At 69.6% G+C, this 19,551-nt stretch carries 16 protein-coding genes; 6 read left to right on the forward strand and 10 right to left on the reverse strand.

What is annotated here, in order from left to right; translation table 11 throughout:
• Window positions 1-5: 5 nt before the first annotated feature.
• From ACZ9YD_RS11680 to arsH, 6 genes are all read right to left on the reverse strand, one after another.
• The gene (locus tag ACZ9YD_RS11680) at window positions 6-293 is read right to left on the reverse strand and encodes an STAS domain-containing protein (protein WP_465075381.1); all 288 of its coding nucleotides are present in this window, start codon (window positions 291-293) and stop codon (window positions 6-8) included.
• Complete coding sequence (locus ACZ9YD_RS11685; protein WP_465075539.1) at window positions 293-955, reverse strand: MlaC/ttg2D family ABC transporter substrate-binding protein; 663 nt, start codon at window positions 953-955, stop codon at window positions 293-295. The genes ACZ9YD_RS11680 and ACZ9YD_RS11685 overlap by 1 nt, the downstream gene beginning before the upstream one ends.
• A 5-nt stretch (window positions 956-960) precedes the next feature.
• Window positions 961-1,515 (reverse strand): outer membrane lipid asymmetry maintenance protein MlaD, encoded by a 555-nt coding sequence (gene mlaD, locus ACZ9YD_RS11690; protein ID WP_465075382.1) that lies wholly within the window; start codon window positions 1,513-1,515, stop codon window positions 961-963.
• A gap of 70 nt (window positions 1,516-1,585) precedes the next feature.
• A complete protein-coding gene (locus ACZ9YD_RS11695) occupies window positions 1,586-2,329 on the reverse strand; it encodes an MlaE family lipid ABC transporter permease subunit (RefSeq protein ID WP_465075383.1) in 744 nt (247 codons plus the stop codon).
• On the reverse strand, window positions 2,326-3,123 hold the full coding sequence (locus ACZ9YD_RS11700) for an ABC transporter ATP-binding protein (protein WP_465075384.1): 798 nt from the start codon (window positions 3,121-3,123) through the stop codon (window positions 2,326-2,328). The genes ACZ9YD_RS11695 and ACZ9YD_RS11700 overlap by 4 nt, the downstream gene beginning before the upstream one ends.
• 199 nt (window positions 3,124-3,322) lie before the next feature.
• Entirely contained in the window at window positions 3,323-4,039 is a 717-nt protein-coding gene (gene arsH / locus ACZ9YD_RS11705) for an arsenical resistance protein ArsH (protein WP_465075385.1), read from the reverse strand.
• A 44-nt stretch (window positions 4,040-4,083) separates the two neighbouring features.
• On the opposite strand from arsH, the gene ACZ9YD_RS11710 reads away from it, so the two are divergent.
• From ACZ9YD_RS11710 to arsB, 3 genes are read left to right on the forward strand one after another with little or no spacing between them, the layout of a single operon-like run.
• Window positions 4,084-4,407, forward strand: a complete 324-nt coding sequence (locus ACZ9YD_RS11710; RefSeq protein ID WP_465075540.1) for an ArsR/SmtB family transcription factor — start codon at window positions 4,084-4,086, stop codon at window positions 4,405-4,407.
• Between the two features lie 37 nt (window positions 4,408-4,444).
• Window positions 4,445-4,936 (forward strand): arsenate reductase ArsC, encoded by a 492-nt coding sequence (locus tag ACZ9YD_RS11715; RefSeq protein ID WP_465075386.1) that lies wholly within the window; start codon window positions 4,445-4,447, stop codon window positions 4,934-4,936.
• Window positions 4,933-6,000, forward strand: a complete 1,068-nt coding sequence (gene arsB / locus ACZ9YD_RS11720; RefSeq protein ID WP_465075387.1) for an ACR3 family arsenite efflux transporter — start codon at window positions 4,933-4,935, stop codon at window positions 5,998-6,000. The genes ACZ9YD_RS11715 and arsB overlap by 4 nt, the downstream gene beginning before the upstream one ends.
• Before the next feature lie 28 nt (window positions 6,001-6,028).
• Here arsB and ACZ9YD_RS11725 read toward each other — a convergent pair whose 3' ends face one another.
• The 4 genes from ACZ9YD_RS11725 to ACZ9YD_RS11740 all read right to left on the reverse strand — a co-directional run bounded on the left by ACZ9YD_RS11725 (window position 6,029) and on the right by ACZ9YD_RS11740 (window position 9,685).
• Complete coding sequence (locus ACZ9YD_RS11725; RefSeq protein ID WP_465075388.1) at window positions 6,029-6,610, reverse strand: DUF1003 domain-containing protein; 582 nt, start codon at window positions 6,608-6,610, stop codon at window positions 6,029-6,031.
• A gap of 125 nt (window positions 6,611-6,735) precedes the next feature.
• Window positions 6,736-8,400, reverse strand: coding sequence for a phosphoethanolamine transferase (locus tag ACZ9YD_RS11730; RefSeq protein WP_465075389.1), 1,665 nt, complete (start codon window positions 8,398-8,400; stop codon window positions 6,736-6,738).
• Between the two features lie 212 nt (window positions 8,401-8,612).
• On the reverse strand, window positions 8,613-9,329 hold the full coding sequence (locus ACZ9YD_RS11735) for a phosphatase PAP2 family protein (protein WP_465075390.1): 717 nt from the start codon (window positions 9,327-9,329) through the stop codon (window positions 8,613-8,615).
• Window positions 9,323-9,685, reverse strand: a complete 363-nt coding sequence (locus ACZ9YD_RS11740; RefSeq protein ID WP_465075391.1) for a diacylglycerol kinase — start codon at window positions 9,683-9,685, stop codon at window positions 9,323-9,325. Before ACZ9YD_RS11740 ends, ACZ9YD_RS11735 begins: the two co-directional genes overlap by 7 nt.
• A 188-nt stretch (window positions 9,686-9,873) precedes the next feature.
• Between ACZ9YD_RS11740 and recC the strand changes: the two genes are divergently transcribed.
• From recC to recD, 3 genes are all read left to right on the forward strand, one after another.
• Window positions 9,874-13,278 carry an exodeoxyribonuclease V subunit gamma gene (recC, locus tag ACZ9YD_RS11745; RefSeq protein ID WP_465075392.1) on the forward strand — a complete coding sequence of 1,135 codons (3,405 nt, stop codon included), beginning with the start codon at window positions 9,874-9,876 and terminating at the stop codon, window positions 13,276-13,278.
• Window positions 13,275-16,892, forward strand: a complete 3,618-nt coding sequence (locus ACZ9YD_RS11750; protein ID WP_465075393.1) for a UvrD-helicase domain-containing protein — start codon at window positions 13,275-13,277, stop codon at window positions 16,890-16,892. The genes recC and ACZ9YD_RS11750 overlap by 4 nt, the downstream gene beginning before the upstream one ends.
• Before the next feature lie 579 nt (window positions 16,893-17,471).
• Window positions 17,472-19,490: an exodeoxyribonuclease V subunit alpha gene (recD, locus tag ACZ9YD_RS11755; RefSeq protein ID WP_465075394.1), complete on the forward strand. Its 2,019-nt coding sequence runs from the start codon at window positions 17,472-17,474 to the stop codon at window positions 19,488-19,490.
• Window positions 19,491-19,551 lie beyond the last annotated feature (61 nt).

Below are 19,551 nucleotides of genomic sequence, written 5' to 3' on the forward strand. Positions count from 1 at the left end.
AAGGTTCACGCGGACACGTAGGCCAGCGTCGGCGTCAAACGATAGGCGCGGCAGAGTTCGGCCAGGCCCGGTGGGGTGCCGTCGACGCGCAGGGCGCCATCTCCGGCGAGTTCGGCCAGCAAGGCGAGGCCGGCGCTGTCGAGCGTGGTGACGGCGGACAGATCCAGCCGCGCGGCGCCCGCGCGACCGGCCTGTGCCTGTGGCCACAACGCCGGCACCGACGCGGCGACGACATCGCCGGCGAACGCCAGCGCATCGCCATCGCGTCGGACCGAGGCTGCGGCCGCGCCCATCACTCGGCAGTCGCCTGGATCTGGCCGCTGCGCAGTTCGCGCGCGACTTCCGGGATCGACTTGCGCTGCAGCGGCGTGTCGAACTGCTCGCGGAACGTGCGCACGAACGACACGCCTTCCACCATCACGTCGAACACCTTCCAGGTGCCGCCGCTCTGGCGCATCAGGTAATCGACCGGAATCGGCTCGCCGCCGCTGCGCAGCAGTTCGCTCGACACGCGCACCCCCAGGCCACGCGGCAGCGGGGCTTCGGACTTGATGCGCACGCGCAGCTGGGTGTTGAAGTCCAGCAGCGACGAGCCGTACTTGCGCATCAGGTTCTCGGCCAGCGCGTCGCCGAACAGCTTGACGTCGGCATCCGACGCGCCGCGGCCGTGGCGACCCAGCACCTGCCGCGCCGCATAGTCGCGGTCGAACATGGTGTTGAATTCGCTGTTGATGAAGGTCTGCAGCGCGCCGCGGTCGCGGGTGAATTCGGCCCGGCGCGACTCCAGCGTCTTGAGCACGCGCTCGGTGTTGCCCAGCACCAGCTGGCTGGGCGAGCCCGCCTGCGCGGTGCTGGAAGCGGGGGCGGCAGCCGGGCGCGCCTGCGCGAACGCGGCGGCGGGCAGCACCAGTGCGGCGGCGAGGGCGAGCGGCAGGGCGCGACGGATCAGGGGCATGCGGATCATGGAAGGACTCCTTCGTCACTGGGGGATGCGTCGGGCGACGCGGTGCCGGCTTCGGGCGCGGCTGGCGAGGCAGCGTCGGCACCTTCGCCGCCGCCACCGAACATGTATTTACCGACCATCTGCATCAGATCGACCGCAGGCGAGGTGAACGCGATTTCCTCGCCCGGCTGCAGCACTTCGACATCGCCGCCGATCGACAGACCGAGGTAGCTCTCGCCGAGCAGACCCCCGGTGAGGATCGCCGCCGAGGTGTCGGCCGGAATTTCGTTGAAGCGGTCCTCGATCTGCATCGTCACGATCGAGTCGAAACGCACCGGGTCCAGATCGATCCCGGTCACCCGGCCGATCGTCACGCCACCGACCTTGACCGGTGCGTTGGGACGCAGCTGGCCGAGATTGCTGAAGCGGGCGTTGAGCGCGTACGTGCCGCCGCGGCTGAAACCGAACTGGCCGTTGGTCGAGGCGATCGCCAACACCAGCAGCGACGCCAGCGCGAGCAGCAGGAATGCACCGACGGCGAATTCGAGACGGGGACCACGGGTGCTTGTCATGGGTGTCACCTTTGCAGCGGACCGCCGGACGCGGCGGTGAAAGAAGGAATCAGCGTTCAGGCCGCCGACATCAGCGGAACAGGAAGGCGGACATCACGAAATTGAACATCAGCACGAGCAGCGAGGCGTTGACCACCGCGCGCGTCGTCGCGACCGAGGTGCCTTCGATGGTCGGTTCGGCGTGGAACCCGACATACGAGGCGACCAGCGCGGCCGTGCCGCCGAACACCGCGGACTTCATGAACGCGGTCAGGAAATCACTGCGGAAATCGACCGCGTCCTGCATCGACTGCCAGAACATGCCGTTGTCGATGCCCAGCACCTGCACCGCCTGGAACCAGCTGGCCGACAGCGCCAGGCTGCAGAACAGCGCGGTCAGCAGCGGCACGCAGATCACCGCCGCCCAGAAGCGCGGCGCGACGACCTTGGCCACCGGATCGATCGCCATCAGGCCCAGCGCGGTGATCTGGTCGGTGGCGCGCATCAGGCCCAGCTCGGCGGCGATCGAACTGCCGGCGCGGCCGACGAACAGCAGCGCGGTCAGCACCGGCGCGAGTTCGCGGTACAGGCCCAGCCCGATCAGCACGCTGACCTGGTTGCTGGCGCCGTAGGTCTCCAGCGCGCGATAGCCCAGAAGGGTGAGCGACAGGCCGACGAAGGCGCCGCCGACGGCGATGATCGGCAGGCTGCGGCCGCCGATCTTGTAGATCTCGCGGATGAGCTCGGAGAAGAAATCGGCGGTCGGCTTCGACGCGCGCAGCACCGACAGCGAGAACAGCCCGGCGCGGCCGAGCGAGCGGATCGCAGCGGTCATCGTGCGGCCTCCGTGCGGGCGAGATCGCCGCGGTCGAATGCGATGGGGCCGTCCGGCTCGCCATGCAGGAACTGGCGCACCAGCGGATCGGTGCTGGCTTCGAGCTCGGCAGGCGTGCCCTGGAAGACGATGCGGCCGTTGGCGATCACGATGGCGTGGTCGGCGATGGGCAGCGTCTCGTGGACGTGGTGGGTGACGATGATGCTGGTCAAGCCGAGCGAGGCGTTGAGCCGCGCGATCAGGCTCATGATCACGCCCGAGGCGATCGGGTCCAGCCCGGTCAGCGGCTCGTCGTAGATCATCAGCGGCGGATCCAGCGCCAGCGCGCGGGCCAGCGCGACGCGGCGCGCCATACCGCCCGAAAGCTCGCGCGGATACAGATCACCGGCCGTGCGCAGGCCGACGGCCTGCAGCTTCATCGCGACCAGACGCGCGATCACCGGCTTCGGCAACTTGGTGTGCAGGCGCAGCGGGAGCGCGATGTTCTCGCCTGCGGTCAGGTCGGTCAGCAGACCGTTGCCCTGCAGCAGAACGCCGATGCCCTTGCGCAGTTCCAGCAGCTCGCGCATACGCGTTGGCACCGGCTCACCGAAGACTTCGACCTTGCCGGCCGTCGGCACCAGCTCGCCGGTCAACGCGGACAGCAGCGTCGACTTGCCGCTGCCCGACGGGCCGAGCACCGCGGTCACGCTGCCGCGCGGCACCGACAGATCGATGCCCGACAGCACGGTACGCCCGCCCCGGTCGAGGCGGACATCGCGCAGCAGCACGGCAGGGGCGTTGGCGTCGGGCATTCGGGAGTCGATACGGAGAAAGCGGTGCAAGGGTTGCGCGGCTGGGGCGGCGCGAGCCGCAGAGCATGGCGGCAACACACTGAATCTTAACCCAGTCAGTGAACTGGTGAGTACAGAAATTGTCCCGACAGCGGGGTGGAGTATCCCGCTGATGCCCGCATGCACCGCAGGCGGGAGGACGTCGCCGCCCCCATGCGCACTACGTCCCCGCGGCGCCCGAGGCTTTCGCCAGTGCGGCGGCCGCCTGCGTCTGCAGGCGCTCGCTGTAGCGGTCGGTGAGGCAGTCGCTGCGATCGCGCACCAGCCAGGTGAACTTCACCAGCTCCTCCATGACGTCGACCACGCGGTCGTAGTACGCCGACGGCTTCATGCGCCCGGCCTCGTCGAATTCCTGCCAGGCCTTGGGCACCGAGGACTGGTTGGGGATCGTCACCATGCGCATCCAGCGGCCGAGCAGGCGCAGTGCGTTGACCACGTTGAACGACTGCGAGCCGCCGCAGACCTGCAGCACCGCCAGCGTGCGGCCCTGGGTGGGGCGCACGCCGGCGCTTTCCAGCGGCAGCCAGTCGATCTGGTTCTTGAACACCGCGGTCGGCGCGCCGTGCCGCTCCGGGCTCACCCAGACCTGGCCTTCGGACCACAGCGACAGCGCGCGCAGTGCCTGCACCTTCGGGTGCGTGGCGGGCACCGAATCGAGCATCGGCAGCTCGTGGGGATCGAACAGCCGCGTCTCGGCGCCGAACAGTTCGAGCAGGCGCTGCGCCTCCAGCGCCAGCTTGCGGCTGTAGGACTCCGGACGCAGCGAGCCGTAGAGGATCAGGATGCGCGGCGGATGGGCATCGGCCGGCACGCCGAGTGCGACCGGGTCGATGGGCCTGAACGCGTCGGGATCGAGATTGGGCAGATCGAATGCCATCGGGTGACTTGTGACCGTCATAAATGTTCGACTATTCTAGAAACATGGAAAATAAAGCCGCAACCTCCGCACTCGCCGCCCTCGGCCAGGACACGCGCCTGTCGGTGTTCAGGCTGCTGGTGCGCGCCGGTCGCGCCGGCAAGCTGGCCGGCGATATCGCCGAGGCGCTGGCCCTGCCCGGCGCCACTCTTTCCTTCCATCTCAAGGCGCTGACCGCCGCCGGGCTGGTGAGCGGCGAGCAGAGCGGCCGGACCATTCGCTATCGCGCCGATTTCGACGCGATGAACGCACTGGTCGGCTACCTCACCGAGAACTGCTGCGCGGACGACGCGAGCGACTGCGCGCCGTCCGCTGCCTGCGGGTCCTGATCCATTCCGATACGCAATCCACCCGAGCGCCCGACCCATGACCCGACGTGTCCTGTTCCTGTGCACCGGCAACTCCGCCCGCAGCGTGCTGGCCGAAGCCACCCTCCGCGCCTGGGGCGTGGGCCGTTACGAGGCCTACAGCGCCGGCAGCCAGCCGGCCGGCCAGGTGAATCCGTTCGCAATCGCCCAGCTCGAGCGCGAGGGCTTTCCCACCGACAACCTGCGCAGCAAGTCCTGGGACGAGTTCTCTGCCGAGACAGCTGCGCCGATGGATCTGATCGTCACCGTCTGCGACAGCGCGGCCAACGAGAGCTGCCCGGTCGTCCACGGTGATTTCGTGCGCGTGCACTGGGGCCTGTTCGATCCCGCCGCGGTGACCGGCAGCGACGCCGACAAACGCGCCGCCTTTGCCGAGGCCCACGCGATCATCCAGAAGCGCATGCGCGCGTTTCTCGACATCCGCGACGCGGTCTGGGCCGACAAGGCCGCGGTCAAGGCGCTGCTCGAACCGATCGCCGACGTCGGATGAGCACGCCCGCGCCTGCGCCCGCACCGGGTCGCCTGTCGTTTCTCGACCGCTGGCTCACGCTGTGGATCTTCGCGGCGATGGCGCTGGGCATCGCGCTCGGCACGCTGTTCGACGGCCTGCCGGACGGATTGAACGCGCTGCGCTGGGGCAGCACCAATGTCCCGATCGCGATCGGCCTGATCCTGATGATGTATCCGCCGCTGGCCAAGGTGCGCTACGCGGAATTGCCGAACGTGTTCCGCGACAAGCGCGTGCTGGCGCTGTCGCTGGTGCAGAACTGGCTGATCGGGCCGTTCCTGATGTTCGGGCTGGCGGTGCTGTTTCTGCGCGACTATCCGGAGTACATGACCGGTTTGATCCTGATCGGTCTGGCGCGTTGCATCGCGATGGTGCTGGTGTGGAACCAGCTCGCCCGCGGCGACAACCAGTACGTCGCTGGCCTGGTCGCGTTCAACTCGGTGTTCCAGATCCTGTTCTTCAGTGCGTACGCCTGGTTCTTCCTGAGCTGGCTGCCGCCGGTGTTCGGGCTGGAAGGCAGCGTCATCGACGTCAGCATCTGGACCATCGCGCAGGCGGTGCTGGTGTATCTGGGCATCCCGTTTCTTGCGGGCTACCTCACCCGGCGCTGGTTGGTGAAATCGAAAGGCGAGGCCTGGTACGAGACGCGCTTCCTCCCGAAGATCAGCCCGATCACGCTGGCCGCGCTGCTGTTCACCATCGTCGCGATGTTCAGCCTCAAGGGCGCCGACGTGGTGCGGATCCCGATGGACGTGGTGCGCATCGCGATTCCGTTGACGCTGTATTTCCTGATCCAGTTCGTCATCAGCTTCTGGATGGGCAAGCTGATCGCCAAGGACTATCCGCGCACGACGGCCATCGCGTTCACCGCGGCCGGCAACAACTTCGAACTGGCGATCGCGGTGGCCATCGCGGCGTTCGGTCTCGCTTCACCGGTCGCGTTCGCGGCGGTCATCGGACCGCTGGTCGAAGTGCCGGTTCTGATCCTGCTGGTGCACGTGGCGCTCTGGATGCAGCGCCGCTGGTTCGGCGGCGCGCCCGCCTGATCGCACGTCGGCGCTGCGCGATCCGCCCTCAGGGAATCGAGGGCGGATTCGCAGCGTCGCCGGCCCGCTCGACCAGACGCGTCAGCAGGTCGAGTTGTGCCTGCTGCTGGTCGAGCAGCCGCATGATCTGGTCGCTGCGCATCGCGTCCATCTTTTCGTGCAGGGCCATGATCTCGAGCTCGGCCTTGAGGTTCACCGCGTAGTCGTAGCCCGCCATCTGCCGGTCCTTCGAGGCCTGCCGGTTCTGGCTCATCATGATCACCGGCGCCTGCAGCGCGGCGACCATCGACAGCATCAGGTTGAGGAAGATGTAGGGGAACGGGTCGAGCGCACCGGTGCCCAGCGCGCCGGTGTTGAGCACCACCCAGCCGACGAGCGCGGCGAGAAACAGCACGATGAAGGTCCACGAGCCGCCGAACGCCGCCACGCGGTCGGCGAGCGCTTCGCCGAACGTCGCCTGGTCCATCAGCTTGCCCGGATCGGTGGACGTCACCCGGCGATCGATCGCCAGCTGCACGATGCCACGCGTGGCCGGGTCGAGTTCCGCACTGCTGCCGCCGAACCAGGTCCTGGCCCGGGCGAGATAGTCGATGTGTGGCTTGGGCTGCATGGTCGCGCTCCGGTGCCGGCATCGTCGGCGGCAGCCGCAGTCTGGCCCTGTCGGGCACGCGCGATGCGAAGTCGCAACGGGCGGTCCGCTTGCACCGTGGCCCGAGAGGCGCGCGCCGCGCGTCGCTAGCCGGCGCGGCACTGTCCGGCGAGGTCGTGGGTCCGGTCGTAGGCGCGCGTGGCGATGTCGAAGAATCCGAGCACCGTCGGGAACAGATCGTCGTGGGCGTGCGGTGCGCGCGCGCCGGTGCGGACGCAGGCCAGGTCGAGACCCATCGAGCGCGCCGAGTCCGCAGCGGTCCACAACACCATCGGCACCTGCAGCTGCTGCGCCGGCGCGACCGCGTACGGCGCGCCGTGCAGGAAGAGGCCGTATTCGCCCAGCGATTCGCCGTGGTCGGACACGTACAGCAGCGCGCTGTCGCGATCGCGGCGCGCAGCCAGCAGATCGATCAGCTGGCCGAGCACGGTATCGGTGTAGAGGATCGCGTTGTCGTAGGCGTTGACGATCGTCGGCCGCGCGCAGCGCGCCAGGTCGGCGCTGGTGCAGGTGGGCCGGTAGCGCGCGAACGCCTCCGGATAGCGCTCGAAATACGCCGGCCCGTGGTTGCCGAGCATGTGCAGCACCAGCAGCGTGTCGCCCTGCGCGGTGTCCAGGCGCTGGCGCAGCGCGGTGACGAGCACCGCATCGAGGCAGCGGCCGTCGCGGCAGGCTGCCGGATCGATCGCCGCGGTCATCGTCTCCATGCCGGTCCCCGCGCAGACGCCCTTGCAGCCGGACTGGTTGTCCAGCCAGTCGACGGTGACGCCGGTGCGGGCGACGACATCGAGCAGGCTCTGCTGCGCGCGGATCGCATCGCGGTCGTAGTGCGCGCGGCCGAGCGCGGAGAACATGCACGGCAGCGAGACCTCGGTGCTGCTGCCGCAGGCCGCGACGTCGGGGAAATTGACCACGCCGCGCGCGCGCAGCTGCGGCGTCGTGTCGCGCGCATAGCCGTTGAGGCCCCAGTGATCGGCGCGCACCGTTTCGCCGACCACCAGCACCAGCAGGCGCGGCCGGCGCATCACCGGCGTCGTCGTCTGACGCGCATCGGTGGCCACCGGCTGGCGTTCGCCGGGCGGCACTTCGTCGCGCTCGCCCGTGGCGCGGACCAGCGACACCAGATAGTTGCCCGGGGTGATCCGGTAGCGCAGTGCGTGGTCGGCACGCACCAGCGAGAAGATGCCCTGTGACGCGCTGCCCAGTGCCATCGCGGCCACCACCGCCATCGCCAGCAGGAACACGAAACGCCGCACCAACGCGCGCCCCAGGGTGTAGCGCCGGACCGGCATCAGCGCGATCAGCGCCGCAGGGGCGACGCCCTGCACCAGCACGTGCAGCAACAGGCCGAGTGACAGCAGTTCGCGGCTTTCCGCCGGATCGGTTCGCAGCACGTTGTGGATCATTTCCACGTCGAACAACACCGCATAGTGGGTGGCGTAGAACGAGGCGAACGCCGTCACCACCAGCAGCGTGCACAGCACGGGCTTGAGCACCCGACCGCCCGCGAACAGTCCGAACAGCAGCGCGTGCAATGCGACCAGTGCGACGCCGAACGCGAACTGCACGAACGGACTGCTGCCGGCCTCATGTACCGAGTGCCAGAACGGAGTGTTGGCGAACAGCACGAAGAACAGGGACACGGCGAGGACCAGCGCCTCCGACGGCCACGGCTGCAACATCGCGAGCCGCACACGCGTCGCCCGGGCGCGCCACGCATCGCGCGTGTCTTCGCCGACGGCGTCGGCCATCAGTCCTTCATGCGGCGACATCGCTGCCCCGCCCGCGCGCCGCGCGCGCTGCTGTGCGTCTACGGGCCGGACCGGGCCGTGCGACACCGATCCATCCGCTGCGTCCATGTTGTTCCGCATCGCGCGTCCGACTCTGTCATCCCGGACCGGCCCGGTGTGCGCAGGCTCGCTGCGCCGGTGTCGGAAGATCGTGGGAACGATGTTGCGTGGACTTAACGCGGCCGCGCATCCCGCACCGTCTCTGGCGGCCACGGCCAGTACACCGACAGCGCCATCGCGACGCAGGTGCACAGCAGCAGCGCCGCCACGTCGTGCGACAGGAAGTGCGCGCCGCGCAACTGCTGGGTCACGCCGAACACCCCGCCCAGCGCGAGACCGCCCCACAGACCGCGCCAGCGCCAGCGCGGCGCGGCATCCGCCAGCGCGAAGTACAGCGCGATCCATGCATAGCCCGCGCCGGCATGCCCGGCCGGAAAGCAGGTGCCTGCACCGGCCAGTGCAGTCGACGCGTCGTGCACGCCGCCGTAGCGCAGGAGATCCCAGGGGCAGTCGATACCACTGACGCGTTTGAGCGTCGCCACCAGCACGGCGCACAACGCCACGGCGGCGACCAGATAGCGCAGCGCGGCGCGCGCCTGCATCGACAGCACACGTCGCCGCGCGTCGACGATCATGACGCCGGCGCACACGGTCCACGCCAGCACGGTCAGCAACCGTCCGCCGTCGTGCAGCAGGCGCGATGTCCACCAGGCATCGCGCAGCGCCCAGTGGCCGCCTTCCCATCGGTAGATCAGGTCCGCCAGCCAGACATCGCCGCCGTAGCGCTGCAGTACGAAGGTCAGCAGCATCGCCACGCACAACCCGCCGGCGATTCCCGCCCACGCAGGCCGTGCCTGCGGCGTCGACCCCGTGTGCGGCACGCTCACCATGGCAGGCAGGCCCAGACCGCCGCATGCATCAACAGGCTCACCGTCACCGCCGCCGATCCCGCGTCCTTGGCCTTGCCGGACAGGGGATGCCGCTCGATGCCGATCCGGTCGATCGCCGCCTCCATCGCCGTGTTGAGCAGTTCGACGACGAACACCAGCCCCAGCGTGACCAGCAGCAGCGCCCGCCACAGCGGCGCGATATCGAGCAGGCACACCGCCGGCACCACGCACGCCGCCAGCACCGCCTCCTGCCGGAAGGCCGCTTCGCTGCGCCAGGTCTCGCGCATGCCGCGCATGGAATGGCCGAAAGCGTCGCGCAGACGCGCGATCCCGGTGTTCGAAAGTGAGGCGGCCATCGTCGATTCCAGCCGGGGAAGACAGACCGGCGCGTCGCGCAGCCTTGCGGCACATGCGTCGGAGCCGCGTCGGAACGGCGTTCGCGATCCATTAAACGCAGCCGGTACCGGGGCGCGCGCCGCAGTGGCGCGGGCCACGGCCGGCAGCGGATCGCAGGCACTGCGACCCACTGCGGCACAATCTCCGGATGCCTGTATCGCCCACGCCCGACTTCCGCCTCTACCACTCCAATGCGTTGGAGGTGCTGGCGGGCCTGATGGCGCACGCGCTGCGCACGCCGGCGCCCGGGCAGTCCTTGCTGGCGCCGGACGTCGTGCTGATTCCGCAGGTCGCGATGCGGCGCTGGCTGCAGGCCACGCTCGCCGCCGAACACGGCGTCGCCGCGAATCTGGAATTCGTGACGCCCGGCGAATTCGTCGGCCGTGCGCTGTCGGCGAATCTCGGTCCACCGACCGACGAACCCGACGCCGCCGCGCTGCGCTGGCATCTGTATGCCGCGCTGACCGATCCGGCCTTTCTCGCCCAGCCCGCGCTCGCGGCATTGCGTGCGCATGTCGAGAGCCGCGATCCGCTGCGGCCGTGGGCGCTGGCCGGCGAACTCGCCTCGGTGTTCGAGAAGTACCAGGCCTGGCGCCGCGACTGGCTGCTGCGTTGGGAAGCAGGCGCGGATGCCGACGATCCGCAGGCGATCCTGTGGCGGCGCATCGCGCGCGGTCGCCAGCATCGCGCGCGGCGCATCCAGCAATATCTCGACCGCTTCGAAAGCGCCGACGCCCCGCTGCCCGTCGGCCTGCCGCCGCGGCTGTTCGCGTTCGCCACGCTCAACGTTTCGCCCGACGTGCTGCGGGTGCTGGCCACGCAGGCGCGCGTCGGCACGCTGCATTTCTATGTGCCCTCACCGAGTCGCGATTACTGGGGCGATCTGCAGCGCGTGCGCGCCGGTGGCGCCGAGGCCGCACGCACCGAGAATCCATTGCTGCAAGCCTGGGGCCACGCCGGTCGCGATTTCATGGCCGTGCTCGGCAGTTACGAAGTGGTGCATCCCGATGTCGAACTGCGCAGCGATGCCGATCCCGGTGAAGGCGGCGGTGCGCTGCATGGCAGCCTGCTGCGGCGGCTGCAGTCGGATCTGTTCCAGCGGCTGCCGTCACCGCCGCTGACGCCGACGGCCGACGATCCGCGCACGCGTTTGCCGGCGTTGCGGCGCGACGATCCCAGCCTGCAGGTGCACGCCTGCCACACGCGCCTGCGCGAACTGCAGGTGCTGCACGACCAGCTGCGCGCGTTGTTCGAGGATCCGCGCTTCGATCCGCCGCTGCAGCCGCGCGATGTCGCGGTGCTGGCGCCGGACATCGATCCCTACATTCCATATCTCGATGCGGTGTTCGGCGGTCGCGGGCGAGAGGATTCGATTCCCTATGCGCTGGCCGATGCCAGTCCGCTTGCCGGCGAACCCCTGGCCGATGTCTTCCTGCGCCTGCTCGCGCTGCCGGTCGCGCGTTTCGGTCTGGAGGAAACGCTGGATCTGCTGGCGAGTCCGCCGCTGGCCGAATCCGCCGGGCTCGATGCCGGTGCGTTCGCGCGGCTGCATGCCTGGCTGTTCGCGGCCGGTGCGCGCTGGGGCATCGACGCTGCGCATCGCGCACGCCTCGATGCGCCGGCCGACGACGCCTACACCTGGGCGTTCGCGCTCGACCGCCTCCTGCTCGGCCACGCCAGCGGCAGCGATGCACCGATCGCGACGGCGTCCGGTCAACTGATCGCGCCATTGCCCGAACTCGAAGGCAGCGCGCTCGATGCGCTCGACACGCTGGTCCGCCTGCTGCGCGTGCTCGCGCGCCACGCCGACCTGCTCGGCGAGGCGATGCCGCCCGAGGCCTGGCGTGATCGCCTGCTGCGTCTGCTCGATGCGCTGCTGCCGAAACCGCCGTCGACGCCCGCCACCCAGCGCGCGCTCGATCGCCTGCGCAGCCTCATCGATGCCTTCGCTGCCGACGCCACGCGCGCCGGCTTCGATGCACCGGTGCCGTCGGAAGCCGTGCGCGCGCATTTCGCCGCCGTGCTCGGCGAGGCCGACACGCGCGCGCCGCTGCTGACCGGCGGCGTCAGCGTCGGCCGCATGGTGCCGATGCGCCTACTGCCGTTCCGTGCGATCTGCCTGCTCGGCATGGACGACGGCGACTTCCCGCGTCGCGATTCGGCCGCTGGCTTGAATCGCCTGACTGCCGAACTCGGCACCGATCGACGCCAGGTCGGCGACCGCAGCACGCGCGACGACGACCGATTCCTGTTCCTGCAGCTGTTCGCCGCCGCGCAGGACGTGTTCTACGTCAGCTACCAGGGCGCGGACCCGCGCGACGGCAGCGTGCGCGAGCCTTCGGTGCTGGTCACCGAACTGCTGGCCGCCGCCGATGCGCAACACGCGCCGGACGCGCACGCGGCGGACGATCTCGTCGTGCATCACTCGTTGCAACCGTTCGCGCCCGCGGCGTTCGGCGCCGGCGACGAGCCGCGCCGGTTCTCGTACCGCCAGCAGTGGTGGCAGGCCGCATCGCAGCCGGTGCAGCAGCGCATCGCGCTGCCGGCCTGGTTCGACGGCACCGTGCTGCCGCCGATCGAAGGCGAAGACGCGTCACTGTCGCTCGATGCGCTGCGCCGGTTTTTGCAGGCGCCGGCCGAGACCTTCCTGCGCCAGCGGCTGGGCATGCGGCTGGCCGAAGTCGACACGCTCGAAGGCGACGTCGAACCGTTGCTCGCACCCGGCCGCGGCCTCGCGAAACAGCAACTGCAGCGCGCGGTGTTCGACGCGCGTCTGCGCGGCGACGACGATGCGACCACGCAGGCCCTGCTGCGCGCACGCGGCCTGTTGCCGTCCGGACCGCTGGGGCATCGCACACTCGACGCGGTGCGACGCGAAGTCGACGGTTACGCCGAGGCGTTCCGTGCCTGGCGTGGCGATGCGGTTGCCGATGCACCGCGCATCGAGACCGATGTTGACCCCGGATCAGGTCCGGGGCAGGCGGTGCGTCTGCACGGACGACTCGCCGATGCGTATCCGCACGGCATCGCGCGCATCCGCTTCGACGCGCCGAACGGCAATTCCTCGATCCGCGATGGTCTCGACTGGCTGCTCGCCAGCGCGGCCGGACTCGAGACGCCGCTGGTGCAGTTCCACGATGGCGGCGATGCGGGCCATGGTCCGCACACACGCGCCACGCTCGCACCACACGAAGCCCGCGCCCTGCTCGCGCACCTCATCGCGCTACGCGCCCAGGGCCTGCGCGCGCCATTGCCGTTCGCGCCCTACAGCGGCTGGGAACTGTTCAACGCGCCGTCGCTCGAACGCGGCCTCCAGAACGCGGCGAAGAAGTGGCACGGCAGCGACCGCAGCTGGGGCGAAGGCAACACGGAAGCCCTGCGCCTCGCGCTGCGCGGGCGCGATCCGTTCACCGACGAGGCCACGCAGGTTGCATTCGTCGATCAGGCGCTGACGGTCTTCAATGCGGTCGTCTCCGGCATGGTCTACGGCGGCACCGATCTCGACGCGCTGCGCACGATTGCCGCGGAACTCGATGTGGAGGAATCGGAATGAGCGGCACCGATCCCTACCTGCTGCTGCCGCTCGACGGCGTGCGCGCCATCGAAGCCTCGGCCGGCACCGGCAAGACGTTCACGCTGGCGACGCTGGTCGTGCGACTCGTTGTTGAAGGCGGTCTGCGCGTCGGCGAGATTCTCGCGGTGACCTTCACCGAAGCCGCGACGCAGGAACTGCGCAGCCGCATCCACAAGCGCCTGAAGATGGCCGAGGCACTGGTCGAGGCCGACATCGGCGAAGACGCCTCGCCGGAAGCCGCGCTGACCCACACCGTGCTCGCGCAGCATCTCGCGCGTGACGACGAAAGCGCCGATGCCTTGCGTCGCCGCCTGCGCACTGCGGCCGACGAGATCGATCTCGCGGCGATCTTCACCATCCACGGCTTCTGCGCACGCGTGCTGCGCGAACATGCGCTGGAAGCCGGGCAGGGTTTCGACGCACCGGAACTCATGGCCAGCGACACCGCATTGCGCGAGGCCATCGCTGCCGATCTGTGGCGTTCCCACGGCGTCGAACCCGATGCCGCCGACGATCTGCTGAGCCTGTGGGCCGGTGGTCCGCTCGCCCTCGCCAGCGATCTGTCGCCGCTGGTGCGCGAACGCGTGCTGCGGCCTGCCCTGGCGGAACTGCCCGACGACCCGGCGCCGCGTCTGCGCGCTGCCGGCGCCGCGCTCGCGCATGCGTTCCAGGCGCACGGCGACGACTTCCGCGCGTCGCTGATCGCGGCCGTCGACAACAAGATCCTGCATGGCGCCAGCTACAAGGCCGACTGGATCACCGCGCTGTTCGCCGATCTGCGCATCTGGTGCGCGGCTGGCAATCACGACGCGCCGTTCCACCACGCCAAGCTGCCGCAGCTGCGTCGCGACCGCTTGATCGAGAAGACCAACAAGACCGCCAAGGGACCGACGCCGGATTCTCCGGTCTGCGACGCGATTCCCGCGTACCTCGATGCGCTCGACGAGATCGCCGAATGGCAGGACGCGCGCCGCGTCGAGCTGCTGCATCGCCTGCGCGATGACGCGCGCGCCCGCGTCGATCGCTTCAAGCAACAGCAGCGCGTGCAGACCTACGACGATCTGATCGACCGCGTCGCCGATGCGGTCGACGGCCCGCAGGCTGACGCGCTGGTCGCGCAGTTGCGGGCGCAGTACCGGGTCGCGCTGGTCGACGAATTCCAGGACACCGATCCGCGCCAGTGGCGCATCTTCGAACGCGTGTTCGGCGACGCCAGCGGCGCGCCGGCGCTGTTCGTCATCGGCGATCCCAAGCAGGCGATCTACGGTTTCCGCGGCGGCGACGTCGAAACCTATCTCGCCGCGCAGGCGTCCGCCGAACTCGCGCCACCGCTGGCCCTGAACTTCCGCTCGCGCCCCGGCGTGCTGCGCGCGGTCGCGGCGCTGTACGCGCAGGCCGATGCGTCAGGACATCCACCGTTCGTCGATGACCGCATCCGCTTCCGTGAAGTCGAACCCGGCGGCGTACGTCGCGATGACGACTATCTGCGCGGTGGCGCACCCGCGCCTGCGCTCACCCTGTGGCAGGCGCCCGATCCACCGCCGGACCACAAGGGCAAGGTCAAACCCTGGAGCGCCGGTCGCGCGCGCGAACTGACCACGCAGGCCTGCGTCGCCGAAATCCATCGCGTGCTCACTGATGCGCGGGCAGGCACTGCGTTGATCGAAGGCCGCCCGGTGCAGCCCGGCGACATCGCGGTGCTGGTGCGCTCGCACAGCGAGGCCACGCGCATCCGGTCCGCACTCGCGATGGTCGGCATTCCGGCAGTCGCCGCCGGCAAGCAAAGCTTGTTCGCAACAGCGGAGGCGCGCGACGTGCACGCGTTATTGCTCGCGCTGCTGCACGGCGCCGACGACGGCCGCCTGCGCATGGCGCTGTCGACGGTGCTGATCGGCGAGGACGCGACACATGTCGCCGCACTCGACGAGGACGGCGACGCGCTGCGCACCTGGCAGCTCGCCGCGCTCGGCTGGCGCGACCGTCTGCAACGCGGTGGCCCGCTCGCCCTGATCACCGATCTCTGCGCGGAGCATGCAGGCCGCCTGCTCGGCCTGCTCGATGGCGAGCGTCGCCTGACGAACTATCTGCAGCTCGCCGAACTGTTGCAGGAAGCGCAGACGCATGCGCTGGGCCTGCATGGTCTGGTCGACTGGCTGTCGCGCGCGATCGCCTCCGCCAGCAGCGATGACGACAGCCAGCTGCTGCGCCTCGAATCCGACGCGCGCCGGGTGCAGGTGGTCACGCTGCACAAGAGCAAGGGCCTCGAATACCCGCTGGTGTTCCTGCCGTTCGCCGGCATCGGCGGCAAGCCGCGCGACGCCGGTCGCCACGTCACCGTGGCCGACGACGCCGGCCGCGCCCTGCACTGGAAACTGCTGCCGTCGCGCTCGGGTTGGAACGACGCGAAGCAGCGTTGGCAGGACGGCCAACGCGCGGAAGACGCACGCCTGCTCTACGTCGGCCTGACCCGCGCGCGGCACGCGCTGTGGCTCGCAGGCGGGAAGTTCTACGGTCACGACAAGGCCGCGATCGCGCACATGATCGACACGCCGGACGCGCTGGCCGAAGCATTGGGCGCTGCCATCCGCATCGACACGCAGACGCCGCCCGCATCGCTGCCGTGGCTGCCGCCCGAATCCGAAGGCGCCGTGCCGCCCGCGCGCATCGCCACCCGCTCGCTGCTGAGCGACTGGTGGGTCTACAGCTTCACCCAGCTGGCGAATGCCGAGTCCGGCCACGATGCGTCGAGCGCGTCCACCCAGGCCGCACCCGGTGGCCTGGACGAACCCGCTGTCGATCCCGACGCCGCGCCGGACGCAGCGGTCGAGACCGATGTCTACGATCCCCGCTTCGCCGGCGCACGCTTCGGCGTGGTGCTGCACGACGTGCTCGAACGCAGCGACTTCGCGCAGTGGTCCACGTGGACGCCCGATGCGCCTGCACCGGAGGCCGATGCGGATGTCATCGTCGAGCGCCTGCGCGCCGCTGGATACGCCGATGCCGATCTCGACGACGGCATCGCCGTACTGACGCCACTCGTCGGCCAGACGCTGACCGTCACCCTGCCCGAGGGCGTGCGTCTTGCCGACGTGCCGGCGGATGCGCGCCGCCCGGAAATCGAATTCCAGTTCGCCCTCGCGCCGACGCGCATCGACGCCCTGCTCGCCCTGCTGCATCGCCACGACGTGCTGCGTGCGCGCAGCGGTTTCGGCACGCGGCGTCAGCTCGAAGGCCTGATGACCGGCCTGATCGATCTGACCTACGTGCACGACGGCCGCTGGTACGTGCTCGACTACAAGACCAACCGTTTGCCCGGCTATGGCCCTGCGCAACTCGACGCCGCGATGGCGCACAGCGAGTACGACCTGCAGGCGCTGATCTACACCGTCGCGCTGCATCGCTGGCTGCGCTTCCGTCTTGGCGATGGTTACGACTACGCGCGGGACTTCGGCGGCGTGCGCTATCTGTTCTGCCGCGGACTCGATGCGACCCGCGACGACGCGCCGGGCGTGCAGGCGTGGCGGTTTGCGCCGGAGCTGGTGGATGCGTTGGATGGGTTGTTTGCGGGGCGGGATGTGGGGGTGGCGGCGTGAATGCCGGACGCTCAATCTATTTCGAGCACGCGCAGGATCAGAGCCCTCCTCCGCACGCGGGGGGTGAGACCGATCCGTATGCGCGGCACTGCCGCGCGGATCGATCGAACGACCGGCGCGCTGCGCCGGGCCGGACGGGTTGGGTGGGGGCAGGCCGACAGCGCATGGAAGCGTTCATCGCGCGACAAACCAAAGCGCCTGAACTTTCTCCGTCCGTGACCGGACCCTTCGCCCCCATCCCAACCTTCCCCCGCGCGCGGGGGAAGGCGCTGTGCTCTCGCTCAGTTGAGCTGATCGCGCGGGGCCTTGTGCCGGGTCGGACGGGCTGGGTGGGGGCGATCGAGCAGTGCTTTGAAGGATTGAACGTGCGTGCTTTTTCGGAGCGGCGAGCGGCTGACGTTTCGTTCATCGCGGGCGTCTTCCCTCACCCCAACCCCTCTCCCAGAGGGAGAGGGGCTTTGATTGATCGCGCGAGAAATCACACCTGGCGCGATTGGCTCGCGCTTGCAGGAATTGAGCCCCTCTCCCCTTGGGAGAGGGGTTGGGGTGAGGGCAACCGGTCGCAGGACAACTAATTCAATGACCCTCCTCCAAAGCCTCCGCGATGCCGGCGCCCTGCGCACGCTCGACAACGCGCTCGCGCAATCGCTGCGGCGCCTCGATCCCGCCACGCCCGACAGCGTGCTCGCGGCCGCCGCGCTTGCGTCGCTCGCCGTCGCCAACGGTCACGCCGGTTTCGATCCCGCCGCGCCCCAGCGTCTGGTCGACGCCGACATCGATTGGCCTGCACCCGACACCTGGCGCGCGGCACTCGAAGCCTCGCCGTGGATTTCGCAACCCACCGATGGCGACACCGAGTCCACCGCCGATATGCCGCTGGTGTTCGAACACGGCCTGCTCTACCTGCGCCGCTATCGCGAATACGAACGCCGTCTCGCACTCGGCCTGCGCCGCATCGGCGCTCAAACGCCGGAAACGGACGTCACCGACGCACTCGCGCCGCTGTTCGCGCAGCTGTTTCCCGATGCCCGCACCGGCGACGATCTGCAGGCCCGCGCCGCTGCAGTCGCGCTGCGTCACAACCTGGTGCTGGTGACCGGCGGGCCCGGCACCGGCAAGACCACGACGATCACCCGCCTGCTCGCCCTGCTCACCGCGCAGGCGCAACAGGCCGACCGTCCCGCACCGCGCATCGCACTCGCTGCACCGACCGGCCGCGCTGCCGAGCGCATGGCCGAAAGCGTGCGCAAGGCCGTGCAGGCGTTGGCCGCGTCCGATGTCGACGCCGCCTTGCTCGACGTATTGCCCACCGCCGGCACCACGCTGCACCGCCTGCTCGGCACGATTCCCGACAGCCCGCGCTTCCGCCACCACGCCGACAACCCGCTCCCCTTTGATGTCGTCGTCGTCGACGAAGCCTCGATGATCGACCTGCCGCTGATGGCCAAGCTGGTCGACGCCGTCGCAGACGGCGCGCGCCTTGTCCTGCTCGGCGATCCCGACCAGTTGCCGTCGGTCGAAGCCGGTGACGTGCTCAGCGGCATCCTGCGTGCGGCCGGGGACGGCACGGACATCGCTGCTGACGACGCCTATGCGTTGCACGCACTGCTCGACGCTTCCAATCGTCGCCCCGACGAAGGCCGGGGCCCAGCGACTCCGGCTTCAAGGACCTTGGGCAGCTCGAACGATCCGTCCATGGATGACCAGCGCGACGCGCTGTTGGAAAGCACCTCCCGCCTGCGCGGGAATGACGTCGCAGAATTCCCCGGCCGCCGCATCCACCTCCAACGCGGCTACCGCCAGAGCGCCGCGCTCGATCTCGCGCCGCTCGCCACCGCCGTGCGCGAAGGGGATGCAGACACCGCGTTGTCGCTGCTGCGCGCCGGCGAACTCGCAGGCGTGCACTTCCACGAAGGCCAATCCGATCCCCTCGCCGCGCACCGCGAGCATCTGCTCGCGCACTGGAGCGCACTCGCCGACACCACCGATCCCGTCGAAGCACTCGCGCTCGCCGGCCGTCTGCGCATCCTCACCGCCGTCCGCGAAGGACCGCAGGGCGCGCGCGGACTCAATGCGCGCATCGAGGAACTGCTCGGCGGCAGCACGCGTCGCGGCGCCGGCCCCGGCTACTTCCACGGCCGCCTGCTGCTGGTCACCGAGAACAGCTATCGCCATCGTCTGTTCAACGGCGATATCGGCATCTGTCTCGCCGACGGCAACGGCGCGGTCATGGCGTGGTTCCCCGGCGACGACCCGCTGCATCCGCGCCCCTTCCATCCCTCCGCGCTGCCCGCGCACGACAGCGCGTTCGCGATGACCGTGCACAAGGCGCAGGGCTCGGAGTTCGACGCGGTCTGGCTGGTGTTGCCGGAGCGCTTCAACCGCGTGCTGTCGCGCGAACTCGTCTACACCGGCATGACCCGCGCCCGCAGCGCACTGCACATCGCCGCGCGCGCCGACGTCATCACCGAGGCACTCGCAAGGCACGCCAGCCGCTGGTCGGGCCTGGGTTGGCGCCTGGGCGCGGATGACGTCGTCCAGCCGCCTGCACAGCCCAGGGTCGAATCGGACATTCCCACGCAGGGCGCACTGTTCTGATTCTCGATCACAGCACGGAAACGCCGGGCCATGCCGGGCGTTCCGGATCAACTTGCAGTCC

Source organism: Luteimonas sp. AC640a (genome assembly GCF_979256585.1).

Coding starts and splice junctions, on each gene's coding strand:
- ACZ9YD_RS11680 (WP_465075381.1), bottom strand. CDS start 293: ATGGGCGCGGCCGCAGCCTCGGTCCGACGCGATGGCGATGCGCTGGCG.
- ACZ9YD_RS11685 (WP_465075539.1), bottom strand. CDS start 955: ATGCCCCTGATCCGTCGCGCCCTGCCGCTCGCCCTCGCCGCCGCACTG.
- mlaD (WP_465075382.1), bottom strand. CDS start 1,515: ATGACAAGCACCCGTGGTCCCCGTCTCGAATTCGCCGTCGGTGCATTC.
- ACZ9YD_RS11695 (WP_465075383.1), bottom strand. CDS start 2,329: ATGACCGCTGCGATCCGCTCGCTCGGCCGCGCCGGGCTGTTCTCGCTG.
- ACZ9YD_RS11700 (WP_465075384.1), bottom strand. CDS start 3,123: ATGCCCGACGCCAACGCCCCTGCCGTGCTGCTGCGCGATGTCCGCCTC.
- arsH (WP_465075385.1), bottom strand. CDS start 4,039: ATGGCATTCGATCTGCCCAATCTCGATCCCGACGCGTTCAGGCCCATC.
- ACZ9YD_RS11710 (WP_465075540.1), top strand. CDS start 4,084: ATGGAAAATAAAGCCGCAACCTCCGCACTCGCCGCCCTCGGCCAGGAC.
- ACZ9YD_RS11715 (WP_465075386.1), top strand. CDS start 4,445: ATGACCCGACGTGTCCTGTTCCTGTGCACCGGCAACTCCGCCCGCAGC.
- arsB (WP_465075387.1), top strand. CDS start 4,933: ATGAGCACGCCCGCGCCTGCGCCCGCACCGGGTCGCCTGTCGTTTCTC.
- ACZ9YD_RS11725 (WP_465075388.1), bottom strand. CDS start 6,610: ATGCAGCCCAAGCCACACATCGACTATCTCGCCCGGGCCAGGACCTGG.
- ACZ9YD_RS11730 (WP_465075389.1), bottom strand. CDS start 8,400: ATGGCCGACGCCGTCGGCGAAGACACGCGCGATGCGTGGCGCGCCCGG.
- ACZ9YD_RS11735 (WP_465075390.1), bottom strand. CDS start 9,329: ATGGTGAGCGTGCCGCACACGGGGTCGACGCCGCAGGCACGGCCTGCG.
- ACZ9YD_RS11740 (WP_465075391.1), bottom strand. CDS start 9,685: ATGGCCGCCTCACTTTCGAACACCGGGATCGCGCGTCTGCGCGACGCT.
- recC (WP_465075392.1), top strand. CDS start 9,874: ATGCCTGTATCGCCCACGCCCGACTTCCGCCTCTACCACTCCAATGCG.
- ACZ9YD_RS11750 (WP_465075393.1), top strand. CDS start 13,275: ATGAGCGGCACCGATCCCTACCTGCTGCTGCCGCTCGACGGCGTGCGC.
- recD (WP_465075394.1), top strand. CDS start 17,472: ATGACCCTCCTCCAAAGCCTCCGCGATGCCGGCGCCCTGCGCACGCTC.